The organism is Saltatorellus ferox, assembly GCA_007751475.1.
Taxonomy (GTDB): domain Bacteria; phylum Planctomycetota; class UBA1135; order UBA1135.
In genome coordinates, this window is sequence record CP036434.1 from 6,588,591 (window position 1) to 6,608,900 (window position 20,310).

General features: G+C 62.8%; 15 protein-coding genes and 1 pseudogene. 3 read left to right on the plus strand and 13 right to left on the minus strand.

Going from position 1 to position 20,310, the window contains the following annotated elements:
* Positions 1-56: 56 nt before the first annotated feature.
* Positions 57-1,238, minus strand: coding sequence for an IS256 family transposase (locus Poly30_RS23870; protein ID WP_145194340.1), 1,182 nt, complete (start codon positions 1,236-1,238; stop codon positions 57-59).
* Between the two features lie 808 nt (positions 1,239-2,046).
* Between Poly30_RS23870 and Poly30_RS23875 the strand changes: the two genes are divergently transcribed.
* On the plus strand, positions 2,047-3,681 hold the full coding sequence (locus Poly30_RS23875; RefSeq protein ID WP_145203499.1) for a CBASS cGAMP-activated phospholipase: 1,635 nt from the start codon (positions 2,047-2,049) through the stop codon (positions 3,679-3,681).
* A gap of 360 nt (positions 3,682-4,041) precedes the next feature.
* Here the strand turns inward: Poly30_RS23875 and Poly30_RS23880 are convergent, their stop codons facing one another.
* Genes Poly30_RS23880 through Poly30_RS23890 form a run of 3 tightly spaced genes read right to left on the minus strand, consistent with a single transcriptional unit; the run spans position 4,042 to position 6,646 of the window.
* A complete protein-coding gene (locus tag Poly30_RS23880) occupies positions 4,042-4,584 on the minus strand; it encodes a hypothetical protein (RefSeq protein ID WP_145203501.1) in 543 nt (180 codons plus the stop codon).
* A 29-nt stretch (positions 4,585-4,613) separates the two neighbouring features.
* Entirely contained in the window at positions 4,614-6,053 is a 1,440-nt protein-coding gene (locus tag Poly30_RS23885) for a PfkB family carbohydrate kinase (protein WP_145203504.1), read from the minus strand.
* Complete coding sequence (locus Poly30_RS23890) at positions 6,050-6,646, minus strand: nucleoside monophosphate kinase (RefSeq protein ID WP_419190584.1); 597 nt, start codon at positions 6,644-6,646, stop codon at positions 6,050-6,052. The genes Poly30_RS23885 and Poly30_RS23890 overlap by 4 nt, the downstream gene beginning before the upstream one ends.
* 284 nt (positions 6,647-6,930) lie before the next feature.
* Between Poly30_RS23890 and Poly30_RS23895 the strand changes: the two genes are divergently transcribed.
* On the plus strand, positions 6,931-7,149 hold the full coding sequence (locus Poly30_RS23895) for a transposase (RefSeq protein ID WP_145203510.1): 219 nt from the start codon (positions 6,931-6,933) through the stop codon (positions 7,147-7,149).
* A gap of 321 nt (positions 7,150-7,470) precedes the next feature.
* Here the strand turns inward: Poly30_RS23895 and Poly30_RS23900 are convergent, their stop codons facing one another.
* The 6 genes and pseudogenes from Poly30_RS23900 to Poly30_RS23925 all read right to left on the minus strand — a co-directional run bounded on the left by Poly30_RS23900 (position 7,471) and on the right by Poly30_RS23925 (position 14,595).
* The gene (locus tag Poly30_RS23900) at positions 7,471-9,204 is read right to left on the minus strand and encodes a transposase zinc-binding domain-containing protein (RefSeq protein ID WP_419190585.1); all 1,734 of its coding nucleotides are present in this window, start codon (positions 9,202-9,204) and stop codon (positions 7,471-7,473) included.
* A gap of 173 nt (positions 9,205-9,377) precedes the next feature.
* Positions 9,378-9,575, minus strand: a pseudogene (locus Poly30_RS23905) (aldehyde dehydrogenase family protein); the annotation flags it as partial.
* 165 nt (positions 9,576-9,740) lie between these two features.
* On the minus strand, positions 9,741-12,323 hold the full coding sequence (locus Poly30_RS23910; RefSeq protein WP_145203514.1) for a hypothetical protein: 2,583 nt from the start codon (positions 12,321-12,323) through the stop codon (positions 9,741-9,743).
* Positions 12,324-12,505: 182 nt separating this feature from the next.
* Positions 12,506-13,219 (minus strand): gamma-glutamyl-gamma-aminobutyrate hydrolase family protein, encoded by a 714-nt coding sequence (locus Poly30_RS23915; RefSeq protein ID WP_419190586.1) that lies wholly within the window; start codon positions 13,217-13,219, stop codon positions 12,506-12,508.
* Positions 13,216-14,169: an amidoligase family protein gene (locus Poly30_RS23920; RefSeq protein WP_145203516.1), complete on the minus strand. Its 954-nt coding sequence runs from the start codon at positions 14,167-14,169 to the stop codon at positions 13,216-13,218. Before Poly30_RS23920 ends, Poly30_RS23915 begins: the two co-directional genes overlap by 4 nt.
* A 138-nt stretch (positions 14,170-14,307) precedes the next feature.
* Positions 14,308-14,595 carry a hypothetical protein gene (locus tag Poly30_RS23925; RefSeq protein WP_145203518.1) on the minus strand — a complete coding sequence of 96 codons (288 nt, stop codon included), beginning with the start codon at positions 14,593-14,595 and terminating at the stop codon, positions 14,308-14,310.
* A 541-nt stretch (positions 14,596-15,136) separates the two neighbouring features.
* Between Poly30_RS23925 and Poly30_RS23930 the strand changes: the two genes are divergently transcribed.
* Positions 15,137-16,507 (plus strand): IS1380 family transposase, encoded by a 1,371-nt coding sequence (locus Poly30_RS23930; protein WP_145200506.1) that lies wholly within the window; start codon positions 15,137-15,139, stop codon positions 16,505-16,507.
* Positions 16,508-16,849: 342 nt separating this feature from the next.
* On the opposite strand, the gene Poly30_RS23935 is transcribed toward Poly30_RS23930, so the two are convergent.
* The 3 genes from Poly30_RS23935 to Poly30_RS23945 are packed head-to-tail and all read right to left on the minus strand — an operon-like array spanning position 16,850 to position 20,240.
* Positions 16,850-17,644: an ABC transporter ATP-binding protein gene (locus Poly30_RS23935; protein ID WP_145203520.1), complete on the minus strand. Its 795-nt coding sequence runs from the start codon at positions 17,642-17,644 to the stop codon at positions 16,850-16,852.
* Positions 17,638-18,756 (minus strand): FecCD family ABC transporter permease, encoded by a 1,119-nt coding sequence (locus tag Poly30_RS23940; RefSeq protein WP_419190587.1) that lies wholly within the window; start codon positions 18,754-18,756, stop codon positions 17,638-17,640. Before Poly30_RS23940 ends, Poly30_RS23935 begins: the two co-directional genes overlap by 7 nt.
* 8 nt (positions 18,757-18,764) lie before the next feature.
* Positions 18,765-20,240 (minus strand): hypothetical protein, encoded by a 1,476-nt coding sequence (locus tag Poly30_RS23945; protein ID WP_145203527.1) that lies wholly within the window; start codon positions 20,238-20,240, stop codon positions 18,765-18,767.
* Positions 20,241-20,310 lie beyond the last annotated feature (70 nt).

The following is a 20,310-nucleotide window of genomic DNA, read 5'->3' on the forward strand; positions in this document are numbered from 1 at the left end:
GCTCGACTGGGACCGATAGAGCAACTCTTCTTCTGTAATTTCGTCCGCGAGGAAGATCAGGCTTGCTCCATGGTGAGGTATTGACGGCCGGCCTCCCAATCTTCGGAGACCTCCATGGCCAGGGCAGTGACGAGCCGCAACAGCGCGGCTTCGTTCGGGAAGAGGCCAGCGACTCGCGTTCGCCTCTTGATCTCTTTGTTGAGCCTCTCGACCGCGTTCGACGTCCGGAGGCGTCGACGATGGCTGGCGGGAGATTGGAGGACAGCGAGTCCCTCGTGGATGTTTTCTTCGATCCACGCGGCGACCCTGGGCTCCGAGTCCTGGTACTTGACAACGACCGTCTTGATGATCTGCTCGGCGTCGGCCATCGTCGGCGCGTTGAAGATGGAGCGGAGGTCCTCCGCCACGTCCTTCTTCATGACGATCTTGGAGACGTAGGACTGCGCGTTGCGCTGCATGTGGCACTGGCATCGTTGCCAGGCAACGCCAGGGAAGACGGATGCGAGAGCGGCCTTGATGCCGGGGTGGTCGTCACTGGTGAAGAGGCGCACACCATGCAGTCCACGGAGGACGAGCGACTGCAGGAACTCCCGCCAGTGGACCTCAGCTTCGGAGGTGGCAACGCTGACGCCGACGATCGATCGCTTCCCGTCCTCTCGTACCGCCATGGCGACGAGAACAGCCGCCGTGACCACGGAGCCGCCGATCCTCACCTTCTCGTAGCGTGCATCGAGCACGAGGTAGGGACAGGCGCCGATGGGGCGACTCCTCCACGAGGAGATCTCTTCGTCGAGGAGCTGAGTCGCGCGTGAGACTTGAGAAGATGTGATCTTGAGCCCGCAGAGCTCCTCAGTGACCCTCTGAACGCGGCGTGTCGAGACGCCGTTGATGTACATTTCTGCGATCGCGAGCTTGAGAGCCCTCTCGCCACGTTCTCCTCGCTCGAGGGCGTTCGGATAGAAGCGCTCTCCGCCCTCGGCGGCTTCCCGAACCTGCGGGATGCGCAGCTCGAGCTCGCCGACACGAGACGCGACGCGCTTGGGCTTGAACCCGTTCGCGTACCCGCGCCTGGACTCTGCGCGTTCGTACGGCGCGGCGTTCAGGTAGTCGGAACGTTCGATCAGCATGGCTTCGTTGAGCAGGATCTGGATCGCCTCAGCGAGACGGTCGAAACCGTGCTCAGTCAGAAGTTCCAGGACGAGGGAGATCTTGTTAGCGTCGGCTTCGTGGTGAGGCATCGTTGGTCGAGTGGGGTTGTGGTTAACACCACGAAAGCCAACGATGGCCTCCCACGCAACCGGCACGTGACGAATCGGCCCCTCAGGGGTGAGGGCCGATCCCTCACGCGCCTTGCAGGTTCAGATGGTCAGTCGAGCCGAAGCCGAAATTACAGAACAAGTGATACACCCCCCTGGGACCGCTTTGCCGAGCCAGGGGTGGGTTTCCTTGCCCGGTCCTTGACACGGGAGCGGTCGCTGATGGACAGCGTTGTGGAGATCCTCGAGCGGGAGGAGAGGCCGATGACGCGGACCGCGCTTCAGGCGGCGCTGCAAGTCAACAATGCACGGTTGGGGACAGCATTGGAGCGACTTTCGAGCGACGGCCGCATCGAACGTGCAGGTGAGGGGTGGGCCTTGATCTGACAGCGATCAAGAGCCACGTTCCGCGTTCCGTTCCGAGTTTCCCTAGGGGCGCACTGGAACGGAACGGTCAACCGGGCGCCTCTGGACCACGTCGAATACTCCCAGCGAGGGGTCACACTCGATGCCAGAATTCATGCAACGAGCCGCGTCTCTGGGCATGCAACGCAACAGTAGGCGCACCGTACGCCAGCGTGCCGCTCCTCTCTCGCGCATTTCATGACCGGTCACCCGGGTCGAAGCCCACATTGACGACGAGAGAGGCGCGGGCGCATGAGCTCGGGACGCCCAGCCTTGACAGGATCTGCCACTCCGGATCACATGGCGGCAGAGATCAAACTTTCCGGAACGCCCCCTGTCAGACTTTCCGGAACCCACAGCCCCCAGAGAACCAATTCAACACAATATGAAGGAACATCTTCCACTGCGAGGCATTCGGGTCCATTTGGCGGGCTCCGTCCCAGAATCGGCAACGACAGAAGAAGCCGCGGGCATCGTGTCATTTGTTCAAAAATTTGCCGGCGCTCTCCTTCGCGAGGGAGGAACGCTAATTCACGGCAGCCATCCAACCTTGGTAGCCCCGTTGAGGGCGGCCGCGCAACCGTTCGTTCAAGCCGATGGTGCACGCGATGCACTCGTACTGGTCCGGACACACCAATTCGCGACGACGAATGAGCATCTGGAAGAAATAGCCGAGCAGCGCGAGTACTCCGCAGTACAGATCATTCCCTCGGCACTGGGAAATCAAGCTGCCAGTCTTGTCCCGATGCGGCAGTGGATGGCTGAGCGCTCCGATGTTGTAGTTGCACTCGGCGGCAAGTGGTATGACGTCAATAAGGCTCGCGCTGGCGTCCCCGATGAGTTGGAAGAGTCCTTACGGCGTGGCAAGCCTGGTTTTGCTATAGCCGGATTCGGAGGCGCGATTCGTGGATTATTCAGAGACGATAATACACTTACTTCACGGCTTCGCAATGGGTTATGCGAAGCCACGAACCGCGCCATGGCTGAATGTACGAATGTGGATCAGTTAGTCCACACCGTAATCTCCCAGATCCAACTACTACCCTTGAGTCGGGAGACCGTTTCTGGTAGCGGCCGACTCTTCCGCATTCTCGCGCTTGATGGCGGCGGTCTTCGAGGGGCATTTACCGCTGCCGTTTTGGCGAAGTGGGACGCCATGCTTGACGGTGGCGGGGGAAAGGACTTCGTGAAGCACTTCGACATGGTTGCAGGCACATCGACTGGTGCAATCCTCGCTATTGGGCTTAGTCTTGGACTCGCCCCAAAGGAGATGCTTGACTTTTATCGCACCCACGGCCCTGTAATCTTCCCGAAAGATCGCAGACTTCGTCATTGGCTTAAGTCAAAGCATGATTCTCGGAAGCTACGGGAGGCACTTCGGAGCGTCTTTGGTGACCGAATACTCTCGAAAGACTCATGTTGCCGCCTCGTAATTCCCACTGTGCGAGCAACCCACGGTGAGACTGAGGTGATCGTGACCCCACACGGCCTAGACCGTACAGCGTTTCGCGATATTTCTGCGGTGGATGCTGCAGTAGCATCGTCAGCGGCTCCAACCTATTTTGATGAAGCCATCATTGACGACGATATCGCCATTCAAACCTACCTTGATGGTGGTATTTGGGCAAACAATCCTGTATTGCCATCCATTGCAGAGGCCATCCGCTATCTTGGAGTCCCTCTGGAACATATCGATGTATTGAGTGTTGGTACGATGGGAAACGAGGCAGACTTCACGGCGTTCCTTCGAAAGGGTAAGGCTGGTTGGGCACCTACAATTGCCGACCTCTTCTTCGCCGCACAGGAACACGCCGCAGCGACAACGGCGGATGCCCTGCTCAGCCAGGCACGCCATCTGCGCATCAATCAGCAAACACCCACGGAAATCAAACTTGATGACGCGGAAGCGTTAGAAGATCTGGCACAGCGAGGAGCAAATGTTGGCAAAGACTCTTTCATTCCTGTAAGGTCTCGCTTTTTAGACGGCTTCTACGCCGCTGATTGGAGGATGCAGCCTTGATTGAGTATCGACGGGCCTGTTCGCGAAGTTCTCCGCTTCGGGCGGTTGTTGCACTGCACATTGGTCCGTCCCGATCGCATTTCATTAGCCATAAGTGACCGGCGTTAGGCGGTTGAAGGTCCAAGGCCCCGCTGGCGCGTTCAAGTCCCCATGCGCTCAGCGTCAAGCTGAAACGAAGCGTGGCTCACCGACTTGAGGGCACGGGAAGCCGCGATTGGCATTAGTCCTCATGCCGTGTAACGCAACACACGTAGTTTGCCACCTATGTACAAGGTCGAGCGCTCACCGCCCAATTTGTGGTGACAACTACTTTGAGACACATCGCGCCGCCGTCCACTTGACATTTCAATTCAGTAGGTTTCACCATGAAATTCTATGCCCAGACGTGTCGAGCATCGCGTAATCGCCCGCGTCGTAGTCGATTCCGATCAAGCGATGATCGACACCTCGCTCATAGTCTGTCCACCCAGCATGAACCTCTTCACTCATTCCAGATGCACTGATCTCATCGCACGCATCCTGAGTCCCAAAAAGAAATGCCACCCTAATGGCAGATCGCTCCGAATTGTCACGCATGGCAGAAAGGCAGCCCAAGATCGTCTTGCCGGTATTGGCAATTGTATCTATTAGAAGATAGCAAGAACTGTCGGGAATGTCACCGTAAGAGGTGATGATATTCGTGCCGATCTTGTGGGGTGCGACAAGCCCAATTGGCCTCGCATACACTATTGATGCCGCTCGAAAACCAAGTAAACCGCCGCGAAGCGCAAGGACCGGCACCTCTCCTACGTCTGCAGTTGAGAGCGTGTGTCGAAGTAGAACCAGAAAAGCCTCATGAATAAGCTCTCGAGTTCGACGGATGTCCCCAAGGGAGCGGTCGAGATCATGGCGAATGCTATTCAAGCAGCCGTCAGCATGTTGAATCACCCGAGTCACTTTTTTGCCCTCCCCTGAAGTTTATTGGCGACCTCGGCCATTCCCTTACTAAGTCCGCCAGATTTGAGTTCGTGGAAATGAAAATTGTCGCGAACCCACACCCAGACTGGCGAGCCGCTGAAGAACTCGTCGCGATAACGTTTCATACCAATGGGGAGAATTTCCTTTTTCTCCGCCATCGCGATCTCCAACTCTGCGGCCACATAAGCGCTCTTACGAGATTCCTCGTCGATAATCAATAGAACCGCATCCGCAGATTGAATCATTTTCTTAATCTGCGTATAAATTTGGCCAATCTGCATATTTCTGACATCCGTGTAGCATTGCACGCCCAAATCTTCAAGACTTTTCGAAGCATCGTGCATTACCTCGCTCGATTCGCGCGCATAACTTATAAAAACGGACCTGTGATTGGGTTCAACCCTCACCACAAGAGACTCTAAATCTGCGTAGCTTTCACGGCCCATTGATGGCCCTTCATTTCCGAGGCAAAAATGGCCCGCGGCATTTCCGATGCGGCACGCATCCTCCAATGACTGGCCTTTCGCGAGTGCAGAAATAAAGCCAGCGCACCATGCATCGCCAGCTCCAGTACTGTCAACTACCTTACGGACGGGAAAGGAGTCAGCAATCCACTCGCCGCCAGATTCACCGCGACAAAATACCCCTGCCGAATTTCGCTTTATTATAACATTGCGGCAACCATAAAGCAACTGAAGGCGAAGTGCCTGTTCAGAAAAGTCTAAGGCCGGCTTCCCGGTTAGCATTTGAGCCTCAACGTCACTGGGAAGGAAATAGTCAACCTGTTCCAAGAAGTACTTGATTGACTCTCGCAGCGATCTGGTTTCAAGAGCTTTTACCGGAACCGTGTCTGCGGTTATGACTGCATCTGAGCAGCGATCACGGATCTTCTGAACAATCATTCCGATACGAGAGTTCGTAAGTGCATCAAAGTGACCCACCCCACTGAAGTGATGAAAACGCACCCTTTCTTCGATTCCGTCAAGCGCGCCATCGAGTTCAGTTATTGATGGCGTGCTCTTGCCCGAGTAGTCACGTTCGGGGTAGGGATTTGAATGAAGGAATGCCCGGTCTGCGGGCTCACGATCTTGCACCATGACAACCACCGATGGAGTTACCATCTGAGGATCAGTGATCAGACCCAACTCTATGCATCTATTGGTGACACCAGCTTCGATGAGATTCTGTCGAATGTACTCCGCGTCGGCATCGCCGCCGAGTTTCAAGACTGGCACTGGAGTTGTCACACCAATGGTGGCGAGTGCGATTGTGCAGTTCAGGCCATTTCCTCCCGCGTACCTCTTTAGCGACCGAATCGCATGGGATCTGCCCCATTTTGGCAACTGAGTGACGCCGGAGGCAACGTAATCAACGCAGGCCTCACCGTAGCACATGACAAGCGGAGAAGCGCTCATGACAGAGAACTCCAGATGTCCGCAGCTACAAGCTCCGGCGCTCTCTCTCCATCGATAACGATGGGTGTACGGCCACCTTGCTGCAGACGAATCAGGATCGGTGGCAAATGCAAATTAAAAAGAGCAAGGCGGTTGCGAATCGCCTCTGATGCATCGTCCTTTCGGCCGCGCTGCATCATCCTCTCCAACGCTGCACTTTCTGATATAGCGAGGTGTATAATCCTCACGTCAGTAACGCGATCAATGACAAGCGCGACTTCCTCAAGAAGAGGCACTTCTGCAATCGTACGAGGTGAGCCGTCGAGAATCACCGGTTCCGTGGACGCCGCGGCCCTCAGAATGCTGGCAACCCACAGCGATGCAATTATGCTCGGCGGCATGAGCGTGCCTGAAGCAATTACGTTTGTGACGAACGGTGAAATTGCGAGGCTAGCGCTTGCGAGGTCTCTCAGGATCGTACCTGTCTGAACGACGACGCAGGTCCTTCCTGCAGCGCGAAATCTGTCTGCAAGTAGATTGCACTGAGTGCCCTTGCCCGATCCTGGGCGTCCGAGGAGCACAACTATTGGCGGATGAAATTCTCGAACCGTCATGAAATTCTCGTCCTTGAAGCGACACTTCGGTGGATGCTTAGTCAGTGTTTTAGTGGCGCAGGAGTCGCCTGTCAAGCCGTCGTTCCTAATTCGGGTTATGTTCATTGGAGGCGTCCGACGCGGACCCACCGCAGCGTATTCCAACAGTCGAGCGGGTTGTCGTTGCTAGCGACATGGACCCCACGATATTCACGAGGTAAGGGCTGGAGGCCTACGGATCCGGGGGTAAGTCGGGAGGGTACAACACCTTCCAACCGCGCGACGTGCATCAGCCCCGACATCCAATGGGTGACTCCGACAGTACCGCCATCGACCCCAGTTTCAACGGATCTCTCAAGGTTGAAGGACGATCCGAGAAGCTCACCTGCCACGCCGGGCTTGTGCTGCTCCGCGAGATGGACGAGCGGCTCGGGCTGACTACGAGCCTCGCGTCGAAGCTCGTCGACGAGCGCTCGCCGATGCGGGTTCAGCACTCGCTGACGCAGATGCTTCGTACGGTGTGAGTTCCGGAAAGTCTGTTCTCTGCTCCCATGTGATCCGGAGCGGCAGATCCTGTACGGATAGGACTTCCAAGCGGGGTGTCGACACCCCGGTAACCGTAGCCTGGGGCCTGATTCTTCGCTACCCCCATCCTCGCGGGCCACGCGGGAGCGCCCGAGCGGCCATCGGGCTCTTCGCTGAGCCGAACTCGCCCGATTTCGCCCCCTCCGACGAGCACCACCGGTTCGCTTCACCACGACCTGCAGCCAGCACCCTCCCCAAGAGTGCTGGCTGATCTCATATCGCCGAGCCCGATGGCCCGCGCGCTGCTCTTCCGCAGCTTTCTACTTCCCGAAGTCCAGCCGCCCCTGCCGAGGCGGCATCGGTATTTGGACCTCGGGCTCTGCCGGTGCGGAACGACTCGGCCCCGGCGATGACGGGGCTCCCCCACCGAGCGAATCGGATGACCTCCTCGCCGCCGCTCTCACGCCCTCCAGCACCTTCCGCGCTGTCTCCGGATCTGTGATCACGGAGATCATGTGCCTGCGCCCGCGGCAGCGCGGGCAGCTGAGAACATCTTCCGAAAACACCCGCTTCAGAAGATCTGCCCAGCGGATGTATCTCTGGTCCTTCGACCGCTCCTCCGCACTCTTCGAGCCGTCTTCATCGGCGACGTCCACATCCTTCGGCTCCTTCCGAACCACCGGACGCGGCACCACCAGATCACGCAATGATGAGGCCGGGGCCAGCACTCCCTGATACGTCAGCTGATGCTCGCGCGGATGCGGCGCGAGCGCCGCCAGTCGAGCCATGAACTGGTACGGCGTCATGACGAAGCCCTTGGTCCCATCACGCCAGGCCTTGCGCAGCAGCCACGAGACCATCCCATCGGGACGGACATCGAAGCGTTCCAGACTGATGGCGGGTCTTGTCACGTAGCGGCAGAGCTTCTCCAATTGCGCCCGCTGACCCTTCCGGATCAGCGTCGCCGCATGCAACGAGAACCCGTCAGCGTTCACCACCAGTGGAGGCGGCACGTACTGACTCCCCCAACCCGACGACTGGAACGCAAGGCCGAGATCAGGGTCGATTAGGCGCTTCAGCGGCTGCCCAGCACCAGCACCGAAAGGCACCAGCGACTTCACCGAGGTAGCCTTCAGGGCCGGAAAGAACGCATTCTCACGCGCGTCGCCAAAATCGAGAAGCGGCTGCTCATCAGCGCCCGCGTCCGCGTACTCCCAAGGGCGGTCGTCACCTTTGCGTAGGGGCATACCGAGTGCGATCGGGTCGAGGGAGAAGCGCTTCAGCACACGACGGATGCGCGCGATCGCGTCGCCGTGCACACGCTCGACCTCCGCCGACGTCAAAGGATCCGCGGGCAGAAAGACGGGAGACTCGAAAGCGCTGCGCGTGACGTACACACCGTCTAGATAGAGGGAGTGGAAGTGAACATTAAGTCCCAACGAGGATTCAAAGCGCTGCGTCGAGTTCACGGCGCCGATGTCGAGCCGGACCCGGACCGGGGAGGAAGAAAAGGAAGGTGCGGCTTCCCCTGGGTCACCCTCTGCGTCACCCTCTGGGTCAACTTGCACTTGTTGCTGCTGACGATCCAGGGTCACCTGTCCGCGGCGTTTGTAGGAGGCAGAGACCGCGCGAATGTGTGCCCGCGTGACCTCTCGGCAGAGCTCCGCGTTCATCGCCATCGCCAGGCGTAGCGGCCTGGGGACCGTGAGTACCCACTGGCGCACATCGACATCGGGGAAGACCCTGTCGACGAGGTGCGCGGCCGTCTGCGCCATCTGGCGCCCGCCGCAGGAGGAACAGAACGTTCGACCCTTACAGGAGAACGGCACCACCGTGTCCGTTGCGCAGGAGGGGCAACGGAGGCGGCTGAAGCCGAACGCTGGATCGCCGCATTCGAGTAGAGCCTCGAATTCCTGGATGACGTACTTCGGCAGGGAACGACCGCCGTGCTCGTCCTCGAACTCCGCGAGGAAACCGGGAAGGTGGGCCCGGACGAAATTCTGGAGCGGAGAGCGGCCCCCCGTGCCCCTGAAGATGTCCGGTGGATCGTCCATTCCAGAGGAACGGACCGAGCCAGTTCGAAGCGGGTTGCGCGTGTCGCTCCATGGAAGACCCTTCCTCGGAGAGGACCATCGACGAAATGGCGACCGAATGGCGACGTCGATGGCTTCCGAGCAGGACGCCATGTGGTCGCGGGGTCCAGAGATCGAGGCCTGGACTGGAACTGGCGCTCGCTCACGAGCGGTCCCATCTTCACGCCATCCTCTCGCCCGTCGCCGTGCGTCCGCTCGCGTGCGTACTCCAAGACCTTCGCCTCGAAGGCGTCGGCGATCGCCTCGGCGACGTAGACCCGTTCGACGGAGCAGCAGACCTGGCTTGGCCGGTTGAAGAGCCTCTTCGGAACCAAGCAGAACACGATGCTCATGTAGTGAGCCGCTCGGCCGAGGGCCGAAGAGCAGGAGTCCCCCTCCCCCCCGATCTATCCCCCGCCGAGCCGGCGCACCGTCGACCCCCATCGATACTGGTGCCGCCGGCTCGGCTCGTATCACGCAGACCGCCGGGCACCACGCGGGTGCCCGGCCGAGAGCGATCAGTTGGTGAACTGCATCTGGCAGGCGGTGCTGAAGTTCGAGCTCGGCATACCACCCGGCGCGACATCACGGTGCCAGTACTGGAACCCCCACGTCTCACCGACCTGCATGCTGATGAATCCCGTCGGCGTCGGCACGTTCATCGGATCGATCGTCGTGGTGAGCATGCCCGTGGCACCACTGCTCGCGATCTGATTCACGTAGCGGCCACCACCGGGGACGCAAACACGCCCCAGCGACCCGGCAGGGTTGTTGATGTTGGCGAAGGCGGTCCCGATGACCGCGTAACCGAAGGTATTCGTCGGAAGATCCGTGGCTTGATAGAAGTGAGTGCTCCCGACGGACTGATCGCCGAGGAGCCACGACCAGCTGGCCTGCCTTCCGCCCTGGCCACCGCCGGAATTGGGGTTGTTGTCGCAGAACTGACGCCCGACCGCCCGGCTCAGCGATTGGTTCAACGTGGGGATCTCCAGCGTGGATCCTTCGAGCGTCCCGCCGTTCGTCACGTTCTGGTCCTCCCAGATCGCCATGCCGTCGTCGCTGATCGAGTTCGAAGACCCATCCCACTCCGTGGCGACAGCTCCGTTTCGCTCGGGCGTCGTGCTGAACGCAAGGTTCTGGTGCCGCTCGGCGAGCGCGATCTCTGCCCCGTCGAGGCGATCGGTGATGCAGCCCGAGAGCATGTACATGTCGAAGTCGCCGCCCGCCGGGTTCCCGTAGAACACCTCGCTGTAGATGAGGTAGAAGCAGTTTCCGTCGCAGGCGATGTCGGGCTCACGCTGGTCGAGCTCCAGGTCGAAGTCCTCCAGCTGCCAGCTCACCGGGGACTCCACTTCCGCGATCCCGTCCGTGATCACGCGCGCGTAGATGCTGCCCTGGGTGGCCGGCGTGCCCGATGCACTCGGGAAGTCCCGCTCGTAGACCACGACCGAAGGACGGTCCGAGATGTGCTGAAGGTTGCGATTGAACCGGGACGTCACGCGGGGATGGGCGCAGTTCGCGCCGGCCGCGACGACGAAGTTCCCTGTTCCGGCGGCGGCATTACCGCTCCAAACCACGCGGCGCGCCATGATCTCTCCGAATCCGTTGTTGTCCGAATCAGCGGTCCATACGAGCGTCCACCAGTCGCCGAGCAAGTCTCCGTCGCCGTGGGAGGCCGAGAGGGACGGCTCGTTGTGCACCTCCCCCACCGGCGTGACCTGAGTCACCGCCGTCACCGGAGCGCCGTCCCAGTTGACGGCACGGTACTCCACCTGGTGCCACGCGCCGGGCGTCCAGATCGTCGACCACGCCACGAGGAAATGACTGTTGACCGTGCTATCCCAGTTATTGCCGCCGACGTCGGGATGCACCTTGAGTGCGCCGACCGTGCTGATCTGGAAGGAGCTTCCCGTGACCGTTCCCGTGGCGCAGTCGATGAACTGTCCCGTGACCGAACCCGAGCCTCCGGGGTCGATGACGCTCGCCACGACGAGGCAGCGATCCGAGCCCACGTGATAGGCGATCTTCGGCGTCATCCAGTCCGACGCGCTGAGATCGATCGAGATGAAGTCGACGACGGTGCCGGCGGTGTTGAAGCTGACCGCGTAAGCGTCGCTCTGGGTGCCAGCGACGTAGTCCTCGAAGACAGCCCAGTAGAGGCCGGGTCCTCCCGCGAAGCACACGTCGACGTCGCTGTCATCCGGAACTCCAGCCGTGCTCGTGAAACCCGTGACGGGCGGATCGATCGTCACCGGGAAGGTCGCAGTGGCCAGGAAGTCAGCGGGAACTCGCAGCGCAAGGCTGTCCCCCAGCCAATCGCGCTCGATCGCCTGGCGGCGTCCGGCCGCGTCCACGACGAAGGCGCCGCCGTAGCTGAGACCTCCGAGCGATTCGTGGACGAAGTGGAGCGCTTTCGCGTCTTCGACGGCGCTGAGGTTCGAGTCCACGTCGATGGTCAGGAGCAGCTCTCCGCCCCCCGGCAGCGCGTCGAACACGAAGGTCTGCTCGATGCCCTCGAGGGAGGCGTGATAGACCTCTCGTACCGAACCGTGATCCAGCGTGATCGCGTCGCCGTCGCGCGACACCGAGGCTGAGGCTTCGAAGCCGAGGCTCTCCCCGCCGAGCATCACGGAGCCCAGCTGGAAGTGAGCGCTCCAGGACTCAGCTGCCGCCCTTCCGAACGCCGGATACGCCGTCATGCCGTCGGCTGCGAACGACGCCTTCATCCCCCGCACGCGCGCCCAGAGTGCGTCCACGTCGCTCGTCTCGTCGTAGAGCGGCACCGTGAGGAGAGCCTCCACGGAATAGCGAGCGCCCGACGCCGATCCAGCGTCCGTGCGCGGCTTCGCGATCGGCGTCGCGGCGCCGGGCCGCGGCGCTCCGGCGAGGCCACCTTCTGGAGTTCCGTTCGTTTCAGGCACTCCGCGGAGCAGATCGAGGGCTCGGAGGGCCTCCCGTGCAGGAGTCACCTGCCGGAGATCGTCGTATTCGATCTCCTGGGGAAGGAGCTGGACGGGCGGCGCGTCCTGGGCATCCACCTGGGCGGACGCCAGGGGCAGCCCCCCGAGGAGCAGTACGGGCAGAATGTGGGCGTGGTTCATGGCAGGTAGGCCCCGGGGATCGAGGCCAGCTGGGTGACGGGCGCGTCGCGCCCGGAAAGGAGAGGGAGCGAACTCTCGCCCCGGAAACCCCAGCGTGACCCGCCGCCGGTTCCCCTCAGCGAATTCGAGCGCAGGCCCGAATTCGCCTGAAGGCGGCCCCGGAGCGCGGCCGCTGCAAGAACTCAGTCCGCCGCGGAATCCCGGCGGACGGCGCCGATCTGACCCCGATCGGCGCGCGCAGCGGTCGCCGCCGCCACGAGGGCGCCGAACAGTTTCCGGTGGGCCCTGCGGTAGAAGAGATACTCCGGGTGCCACTGCACCCCGAGGGCGAAGGGGTCCGTCGCGCGCTCTACCGCTTGAACCATCCCCCCGTCGTCGACCGCGGCGATGCGAAGCCCCTCGCCCAGTCGATCGACGGCCTGCGAATGCAGAGCATTGACCTCGAGTTCCTGGGTGTCGAGGACGTTGAAGAGTAGCGTCCCTTCCTTCACCTGCACTCGCTTGCGCGCGAGCACGGTGCGGTAGTAGGTCGAACCATAGGTGCGGTACGCATCCTGATGAAGGTTTCCCCCCAGCACCACGTTGAGCATCTGAGAGCCGCGGCAGATCCCGAGAATCGGCAGTCCGCGCTCGAAGGCGCCGCGCAGCGCCGTTTGCTCCATGCTGTCGCGATCGTGGTCCAGCCTCACGCCGACGCGCACCTCCCCCCCGTAGAGCGTGGGCGCGATGTCGTCGCCTCCACCGATGATGACGCCATCCACCTCCTCGAGGCTCACGTCCGACGAGTGGCTCCAGCGCACGGCCTTGCCGCCGGCGAGCCAGACGTTGAGGGCCATGAACGGGAAGACGCGCCACCCGCTACGCTTCGATACGGTGACGCCGATGCGCGGCTTCACCCTCCGTACTCCTGAATCAACTCGGCGACCTCGTCAGCCCATGAGCCGGGGAGGTGCAGGAGCTGTGCGCGGTACCTGGTCCACGCCGCCTTGAGCCGCTCGAGAACCTCGTCCTGCTGGGCGATTCGTTCCACGCGAACCCATCGGTTCCATTCCAGTGCGACGGACCAGTCTTCCTCGTCGAGGCGGCAATCGGGAAGTCGGAAGTGGTACGTGGGCCGAGAGCCGATCAGCTTGGTGTCCACCTTCTCGGCGACGCGTTCGGCGTCCAGGTGGGAGAAGAGACAAAGCATGTCGAGCCCGTGATTCCGGGACGGCGCGGTCCGAAGGTAGAGGTCGATCAGATCCTCCATCGATCGTGGCTCGTCGGCCGCCAGCCCATCCACGAGACCGGAGGGGTACGAGTCGATGTAGGGCATCGCGCGCCGCGAAATGTCGAGGGCCACCTCCCGACGGTACCAGTCCTCCAGTAGCGCGAAAGCCGTCACCGTCGGCCCCACGTCCTCCAGCTCGAAGCCGGTGACCTCTGGATTGAAGTGCAGTCCGAACCCCAAAAGCCAGCCCGCGCCCGTCCCGGTTCCACCGTCCTCGCGCAGGCGGTCGACGAGTCGATCGAGCTCGGCGATCTCCTCCGGCAAGATGGGCTCTGTCACGATCTCCACCGGCACCACGGCCTGCGCGATCTTCAGCGCCCCTCGCTGAATCGCCGTCCGGGCGTCCCGCAGGTACTGGGTGTCGAGGTAGACCTCGACCTTGCCGAGCGAGGTGCCCTCGACCTGGTAACCCTTATCGTCACGCGGGGCGACCTCGCCGCCCAGCACGTCGGCGACCGTCCGAGCCACCGCGTCCTCGCGCAGAGCGCCCAGCTCGATCTCGACGCCGACGCGACGCGGCTTCCCCTCACGGTTCTCTGGAACGGGCAGCGGAAGCGGCTTGTCTCTTTCGATCATAGGTCGGGGCCCAACGGCTCGTAGGAATGCCGGGAATCATAGCCGCGCCGATGAGCCGCAGGACCCTGTCAAACCAGGTTGCGCCAGGCCGCCGTGGAGCGACATCAAGCCGCTCCCCCCCGCCCCCCCCCGCAGTAGCTATCGAACCAGCATCGTTCCCGAGTTGGCGAAATCCGTCCCCGAACCGTTCGTGCGAGACGTCTGCATGAACAGCACGGTTCCGCGCGGCCAGTTCGGAATCGGCAGGGTGATCCGGATCTCGCCCGACGCCGGCACGCCGCCGAGGGAACCGATACGACCCAGGTCCACGAGCCTCGGAATGGTGGTGCCTGGCACGGACACCATGACGGGGAATCGGCCGTTCAGGATGCGCACGCTGGAGCCGATCTCCGCCCCGGCCACGAGGTCCACCGTCCCTGTGGGCATGGGCGTGCCTGCGATCTGAAACTGCGACTCGGTGACATGACTGACATGGGCTGCGGACCTGGCGTTTGGGGTGGAGGCAGTCTGCTGGGCGGCTACCAACACAACCTAGTGCCCTGAATCAGAAGTTCGTCGCATTAGTTTCGCCTGTTTCGCTCCGTAGCTGCGTTGCCGAACCTTGGACGGAACTACTGCTACGCACTGCGGTTCGGACGCCTTGCTACGAAACGAAACAGACTAAAACTAATGCGACGAACTTCTGATTCAGGGCACTAGGAGTCTGCGCCACAGAATGCGGTTTCGCGAGTGCCGTCAGGATTCGCGCTCGCAAGGCGCGCCGGACCCCCCATGGTTTGATGCCATTGGGGTTTGGCGCAACGCCGCGAGCGTAGATCCTGGCGGTGCTCGCGGAATCGCATTCTGTGGCGCAGACTCCTAGCCCGGATTATTCACGAACGGCGCGTGAGCAGAGGTGAACGGCGGAGCTGAAAATGCGAGGATACGGCTGTAGAGACCAATCCACGACACTTCCAACTCCGGCCGCATGACAAATTCTACCGTACAGTCTGTTCTCTTCGAAGACCCCTTCAAGAAACCCGTCCAGGTGAGCTTCGACGGCGTGGCTCAGTCCAGCGACGCTGGGATGGTACTCCTGAAATCAGCCGACGATGTGCTGAAGCTCACCGCGAGACTTGGGGCTCACATCACTGACGAGAGGTCGCCGCTCAGGGTGAAGCACACCTACCAAGAGTGCTTCACGCAACGTGTCTTCAGCATCGCGTCTGGCTATGAGGACGGCAACGACGCCGCAAAGATGAGGCACGATCCCGCTCTGCTGCTGAGTTGCGGAAGGGATCCTCTCGACCCGGACGGGCTCGCTTCCCAAGCGACGATCTCCCGCATGGAGAACGCGGTCTCCGCGCGCGAGCTGGTCATGCAGAGTCGAGAGCTCGAAGACATCGCGGTGCGGATGCTGAAGAAGCGCGCCAGCGGCAAGAAGCGGATCGTGATCGACCTCGATCCGTCGGTTGATCCGACGCACGGTGGCCAGCAGGGGTCTTTGTTCCACGCGTTCTATCAGAACTGGTGCTACCTGCCGATGTTCGGCTTCTTGTCGGTCGAGGGAACTCCTGATCACGTGCCCGTGGTTGGTCGACTCCGACCTGGCAACTCGAAGGAGCGTCGCTGCACGATTCTCCTCATCCGACGAATCGTCGAGAAGATCCGCCGGACTTTCGGTGCCAGGCAGTCGATCTTGGTTCGCCTCGACGCGGGATTCATGTACCCGCGAATTCTTGAGGCCATGGAAGACCTCAAGGTGAGCTACGTGGTTGGAATGCCGAATAACGACAAATTGAAGGCCTGGGCGGCCAAGAAGCTCCCCGCGCTCAGGAAGCGCGCTGAGCGGACGAAAATGTCAGAGCGCTCGTTCCATGAGCAGCGGTACACGGCTAGGTCGTGGACTCGTTCACGTAGGGTGATCCTCAAGGCCGAGTCGATTCCCTACCCCGGCCGTTCAACGAAGGACAATCCGCGATGCGTCGTGACCAACCTTCGTGGCAAGCCGGAGAACGTGTACGCCCTCTACTGCCTGCGAGGCGATGCGGAGAATCGAATCAAAGAGATGAAGCGCGACCTGTGTATCGATCGCACGAGCTGCACAAGCTTCGTCGCGAACCAGCTTCGGGTGCTGATGACCACCGCCGCGTTCATGCTGCATGTCGAGCTTCGATGGCGCCTGCGTCGCTCGAATCTGAGACTCGCGCAGGTTTCCACGCTCATCACGAAGCTGATCAAAGTGAGCGCTGTCGTGACGCGGTCGGTTCGGCGCTGCGTCTTTCAGCTTCCAGCGCAGTTCCCATTCGCGCGTGAATGGCATACGGCCGCCATCGCACTTGGTGCCAGCAGCACCTGACGCAGCGTCGGACGCAAATTGACCTGCAACGCAGGTGGTCGCCTTGGGAGAGGTCTGCCCACATCGCTTGATCTCGATCAAAAAATGGGCGCGATCAACCTGAATCGGAGGTCGAGCCGCCCGTTAGCCGACAATCGGCGTCGGTCTTGCCTGATCTGGACCCTGCCGCCGCGTCTTCCACTCACTTGGGCGCGATTGAAGCCCAGACCGCTCCACTCGTGAATAGTCCAGGCTAGGAAGCGGAAGGCCCCGGAGGTTGGGAGGCGCGTCGGCCTTGGGAGGGATGGGGAGTCGTCCGGCTTCCCCATGGGCTCCTCCGGCGGAGCCACGCGGCCTAAATCGTCAAGGCTGCTGCCAGGAGAGCACGTAGGGCCGATCCTCGCCCCACCCGCTCACGAATCTCGAGCCGAACGCCAGGTGCTCGCCGTACACGGGATGCAGGACCTCGGGCCGCAGGACGTCGTGCACCGACCCCGATGCGACCACCCGGCCCGCGTCCATCAGCACCACGCGCGAGGCGAACTGGCTTGCCAGGTTCAGGTCGTGGGTCACGATCACGGCCGCTCGCCCGGCGCAGCCCAGACCTGCGATGACCTTGAAGACCTGCACCTGGTGCCGCGGATCGAGCGAATTCGTCGGCTCGTCGACCAGCACGAGCCGCGGCTCCTGGGCGAGCGCCCGAGCGACGAGCGCGCGCTGGCGCTGGCCCCCCGAGAGCGAATCGAGCGCGCGAGCGCCGAGGTCCCTCAGGTCCGCCTCGTCGAGCGCGCGCCGCACCGCCTCGCGGTCCGCCTCGCTCTCGGGCCGAAACAGCGTGCGATAGGCGTAGCGGCCCTGACTGACGAAGTCACGCACCGACAGGTCCGGCAGGGAGAAGAGCGCCTGCGGAACCAGCGCGATCTCCTGGGCCCTCGCCTTCGCGTTGTACCGAGCGATCGGGCGATCGCCCAGCTGGACCGTCCCGGTGCGCGGCACGAGCAGTCCACCGAGCAGGCGCAACAGGGTGCTCTTGCCCGCGCCGTTCGGGCCGAGCACACAGATGGTCTCGCTCTTGCCGACCGTGAAATCGACATCGGAGACGACGTCCTCTCCCCCCTCGTAGGCGAACGACAGGCCGCTGGCGCTCAGGATCACCACGACGACACCTCGCGGCTGCGGCGCAGAAGCAGCACCAGGAAGAACGGACCGCCAATCAGCGACAGCACGATACCGGGACGCAGCGCCTGGCCGCCCAGCAAGCTGACGTTCAGCGTCTCCGCACCCAGCAGGAACACCGCGCCGCCGAGGGCCGAAAGCGGGAGGAGAGAACCGTGGCGCGTGCCGGTCGTCAGCCGCAAGACGTGCGGCACCACGAGGCCGACGAAGGCGATCTGCCCCGCGACCGAAACGGCCGCCGCCGCCGCGACCGAGGCGGCGCAGAGCACGATCAGCTTGGTGCGCAGCGTGGCGACGCCGAGGGACTGCGCCGTTTCTTCGCCGCTCGCGAAGAGATCCAGCTCGTGGGCGACGAGCGGCACGGCGAGGAGCGCCACCGCGAGTCCGCCCGCCACCACGCCGATGCGCTGGGGCGTGGAATCCGTGAGCGATCCGAAGAGCCAGCTGAAGAGCGCCTGCGCGAGGTGCCACTCCTCGCGCAGCAGGTAGTCCTGGGCCGCGGCGAGCACGCCGCCGAGGCAGGCGTTGATCGCGACGCCGACCAAGAGCAGCGTCGGCACCGAGATGCGCCCGCCGCGCGTCGCGAGCAGCGCCACGAACAGCGCGCATCCGAGGGCGCCCGCGAAGCTGAACGACGTCACGACCAGCGGACCGTTCTTCATGGCGGCCGGCATCACGCCGAGCCCGTCGCCCGCGAAACCATCGGCCATACCACCGATGATGAGGATGCCGATCATCGCGCCGAGCGCCGCGCCCGACGTCACGCCGATGAGACCGGGCGACGCCAGCTCGTTGCGGAAGAGCCCCTGGAACAGCGCACCCGAGAGCCCGAGCGCCGCGCCGACGAGCGCAGCCGTCACCGCGTCCAGCAGCCTGCCCGACGCGATCAGCTGGGGCGCTGCGTCGAGCCCCGCGCCGAATCCGAAGTAGCCGCCGATCGCGGAAAGCGCGCTGTGGAAACTCAGCGAGAAGCCCTCGGCCGTCCCGACCTGCACGCGCATGATCACGAGGAGGAGCACGACCGCGCCGAGGAACAGAGCGATCTGCCAGGTCCGGCGAGGACGTACGGCTGCGCTGGACTTCCCGTCGGACATCGCTGACATCAGTGGCCGGCGTCGTCAGGCTGGTCAGACGCCGGCGCAGGAGCATCCGCCGACTGAAGATCCACGGCCTGCTCGCGCAGTGCTCGCTCGGCGACGACGCTCGATCGAACGCAGCGGTCGATGAAGGTCTCTGCGGCACCGGGGCAGCTCGGCCAGTACGGGCGGAAGTGCGTCGCCAGGAGATCGTAGCGGCCACAGCCCTCGTCGCGCGGACCGCTGACCGTCGCGTAGATACCGCGCATCTCCGGCGCCACGCCGCGCACGAGCCAGGAGCGCTGGACGAAACCGCGCAAACGCAAGCCGGGCGCGCCGATCAGCGTGTCCACGAGCGTCTCGACCTCGACGTGTCCGAACGAAGGACGCGATTGCAGTTCGACGGCCTCGGCGTCGATCACGCCGAGCATCGGATGCAGCGTGCCGGAGAGCGTGCGCAGACCCCGCGTGAGGTAGGCGAAGCCGCCGCCGCTCGCGAGCGTCGGCAGCCCGCTCTGAATCCTCTTCCGCAGGCGCTCGCGGAAGACGCGCTCGGCGCTGAGCGCCGCGGAGAACTTCTCGACCCGCCCGTCGCCCACGATCAGACCGTCGAGTTCGTCGATCAGCGCGAGGCGTTCGGCCGCCCCGACGGGAGAGCCAGCGAACGAACCGGCACTCGCCCCCGACATGGCAGGCAACGGGCAGAGTTCGGCCCCGGCCAGCTCGAACTGCAGAAGGCTTTCCTCGTCGTAGAGATCGAAGCAGTCGTCCATCACGACACCGATGCGCGCGCGACGGCCCCGGTGGGCTGCGGGGTGGCGCTCCAGGAGTCGGGTGGACTCCGCGGGCGCGCTGCGGGAATGCTCGACGAGGCGGTCGAGGTCGATCCCCTTCAGACGCCCTTCGGACGTTCCCGTGGCGAGGGAAGTACGCTCTGCGAGCTGCAGCACCGCGAGGCCGGTCGCGGCCTCGATGCCAGCGGCTCGGTTCGCGCTGTCATGGCCAGCCAGCAACACCATGGGGACGGTCTCGATCCCGCGCGCCCGGAAGAACTCCAGCGCCAACTGCGTGCGGCTCGCGAGGGCCGTCGAGCCCGTTGCGTTCGCGCAGAGCACCACGGGAGAGCCGAGCGCGTGCTGGACGTCGACGAAAGCGGGGAGCTGGATGGACGGAGCATGGGCCGCCTCGAAGGCGAGCACGATCACGAAGTCGACATTGGCGCCCGCGCGCGTCACGACGCCCTGGATGGAAGGCGCGGGCATGAGGTTGACGTCGATGCGATGGACCGCGTGCCCCGACGCGGCGGCGAGACGCGCCTGGGGTCCCGCATCGGGAAGGTTGCGATCCGCACCAATCGTGCAGACCGAAACCTCCAGTCCCTCGGCCCGAGCGGAGGCGATGACGCTCAGCGCAAACGGAATCGGGTCATCATCCTCGCGCAGCGCCAGCAGGCACAGGCGGGGCACCTGGCAAGGGGGCTGGGGACGGGAGAGTGCGCTCATGGGAATGACGGATGAAGAGTTCGTGCGGGGCGCCACTGGCCAGCCCTCCGTAGACTCATGCTAGGAATTG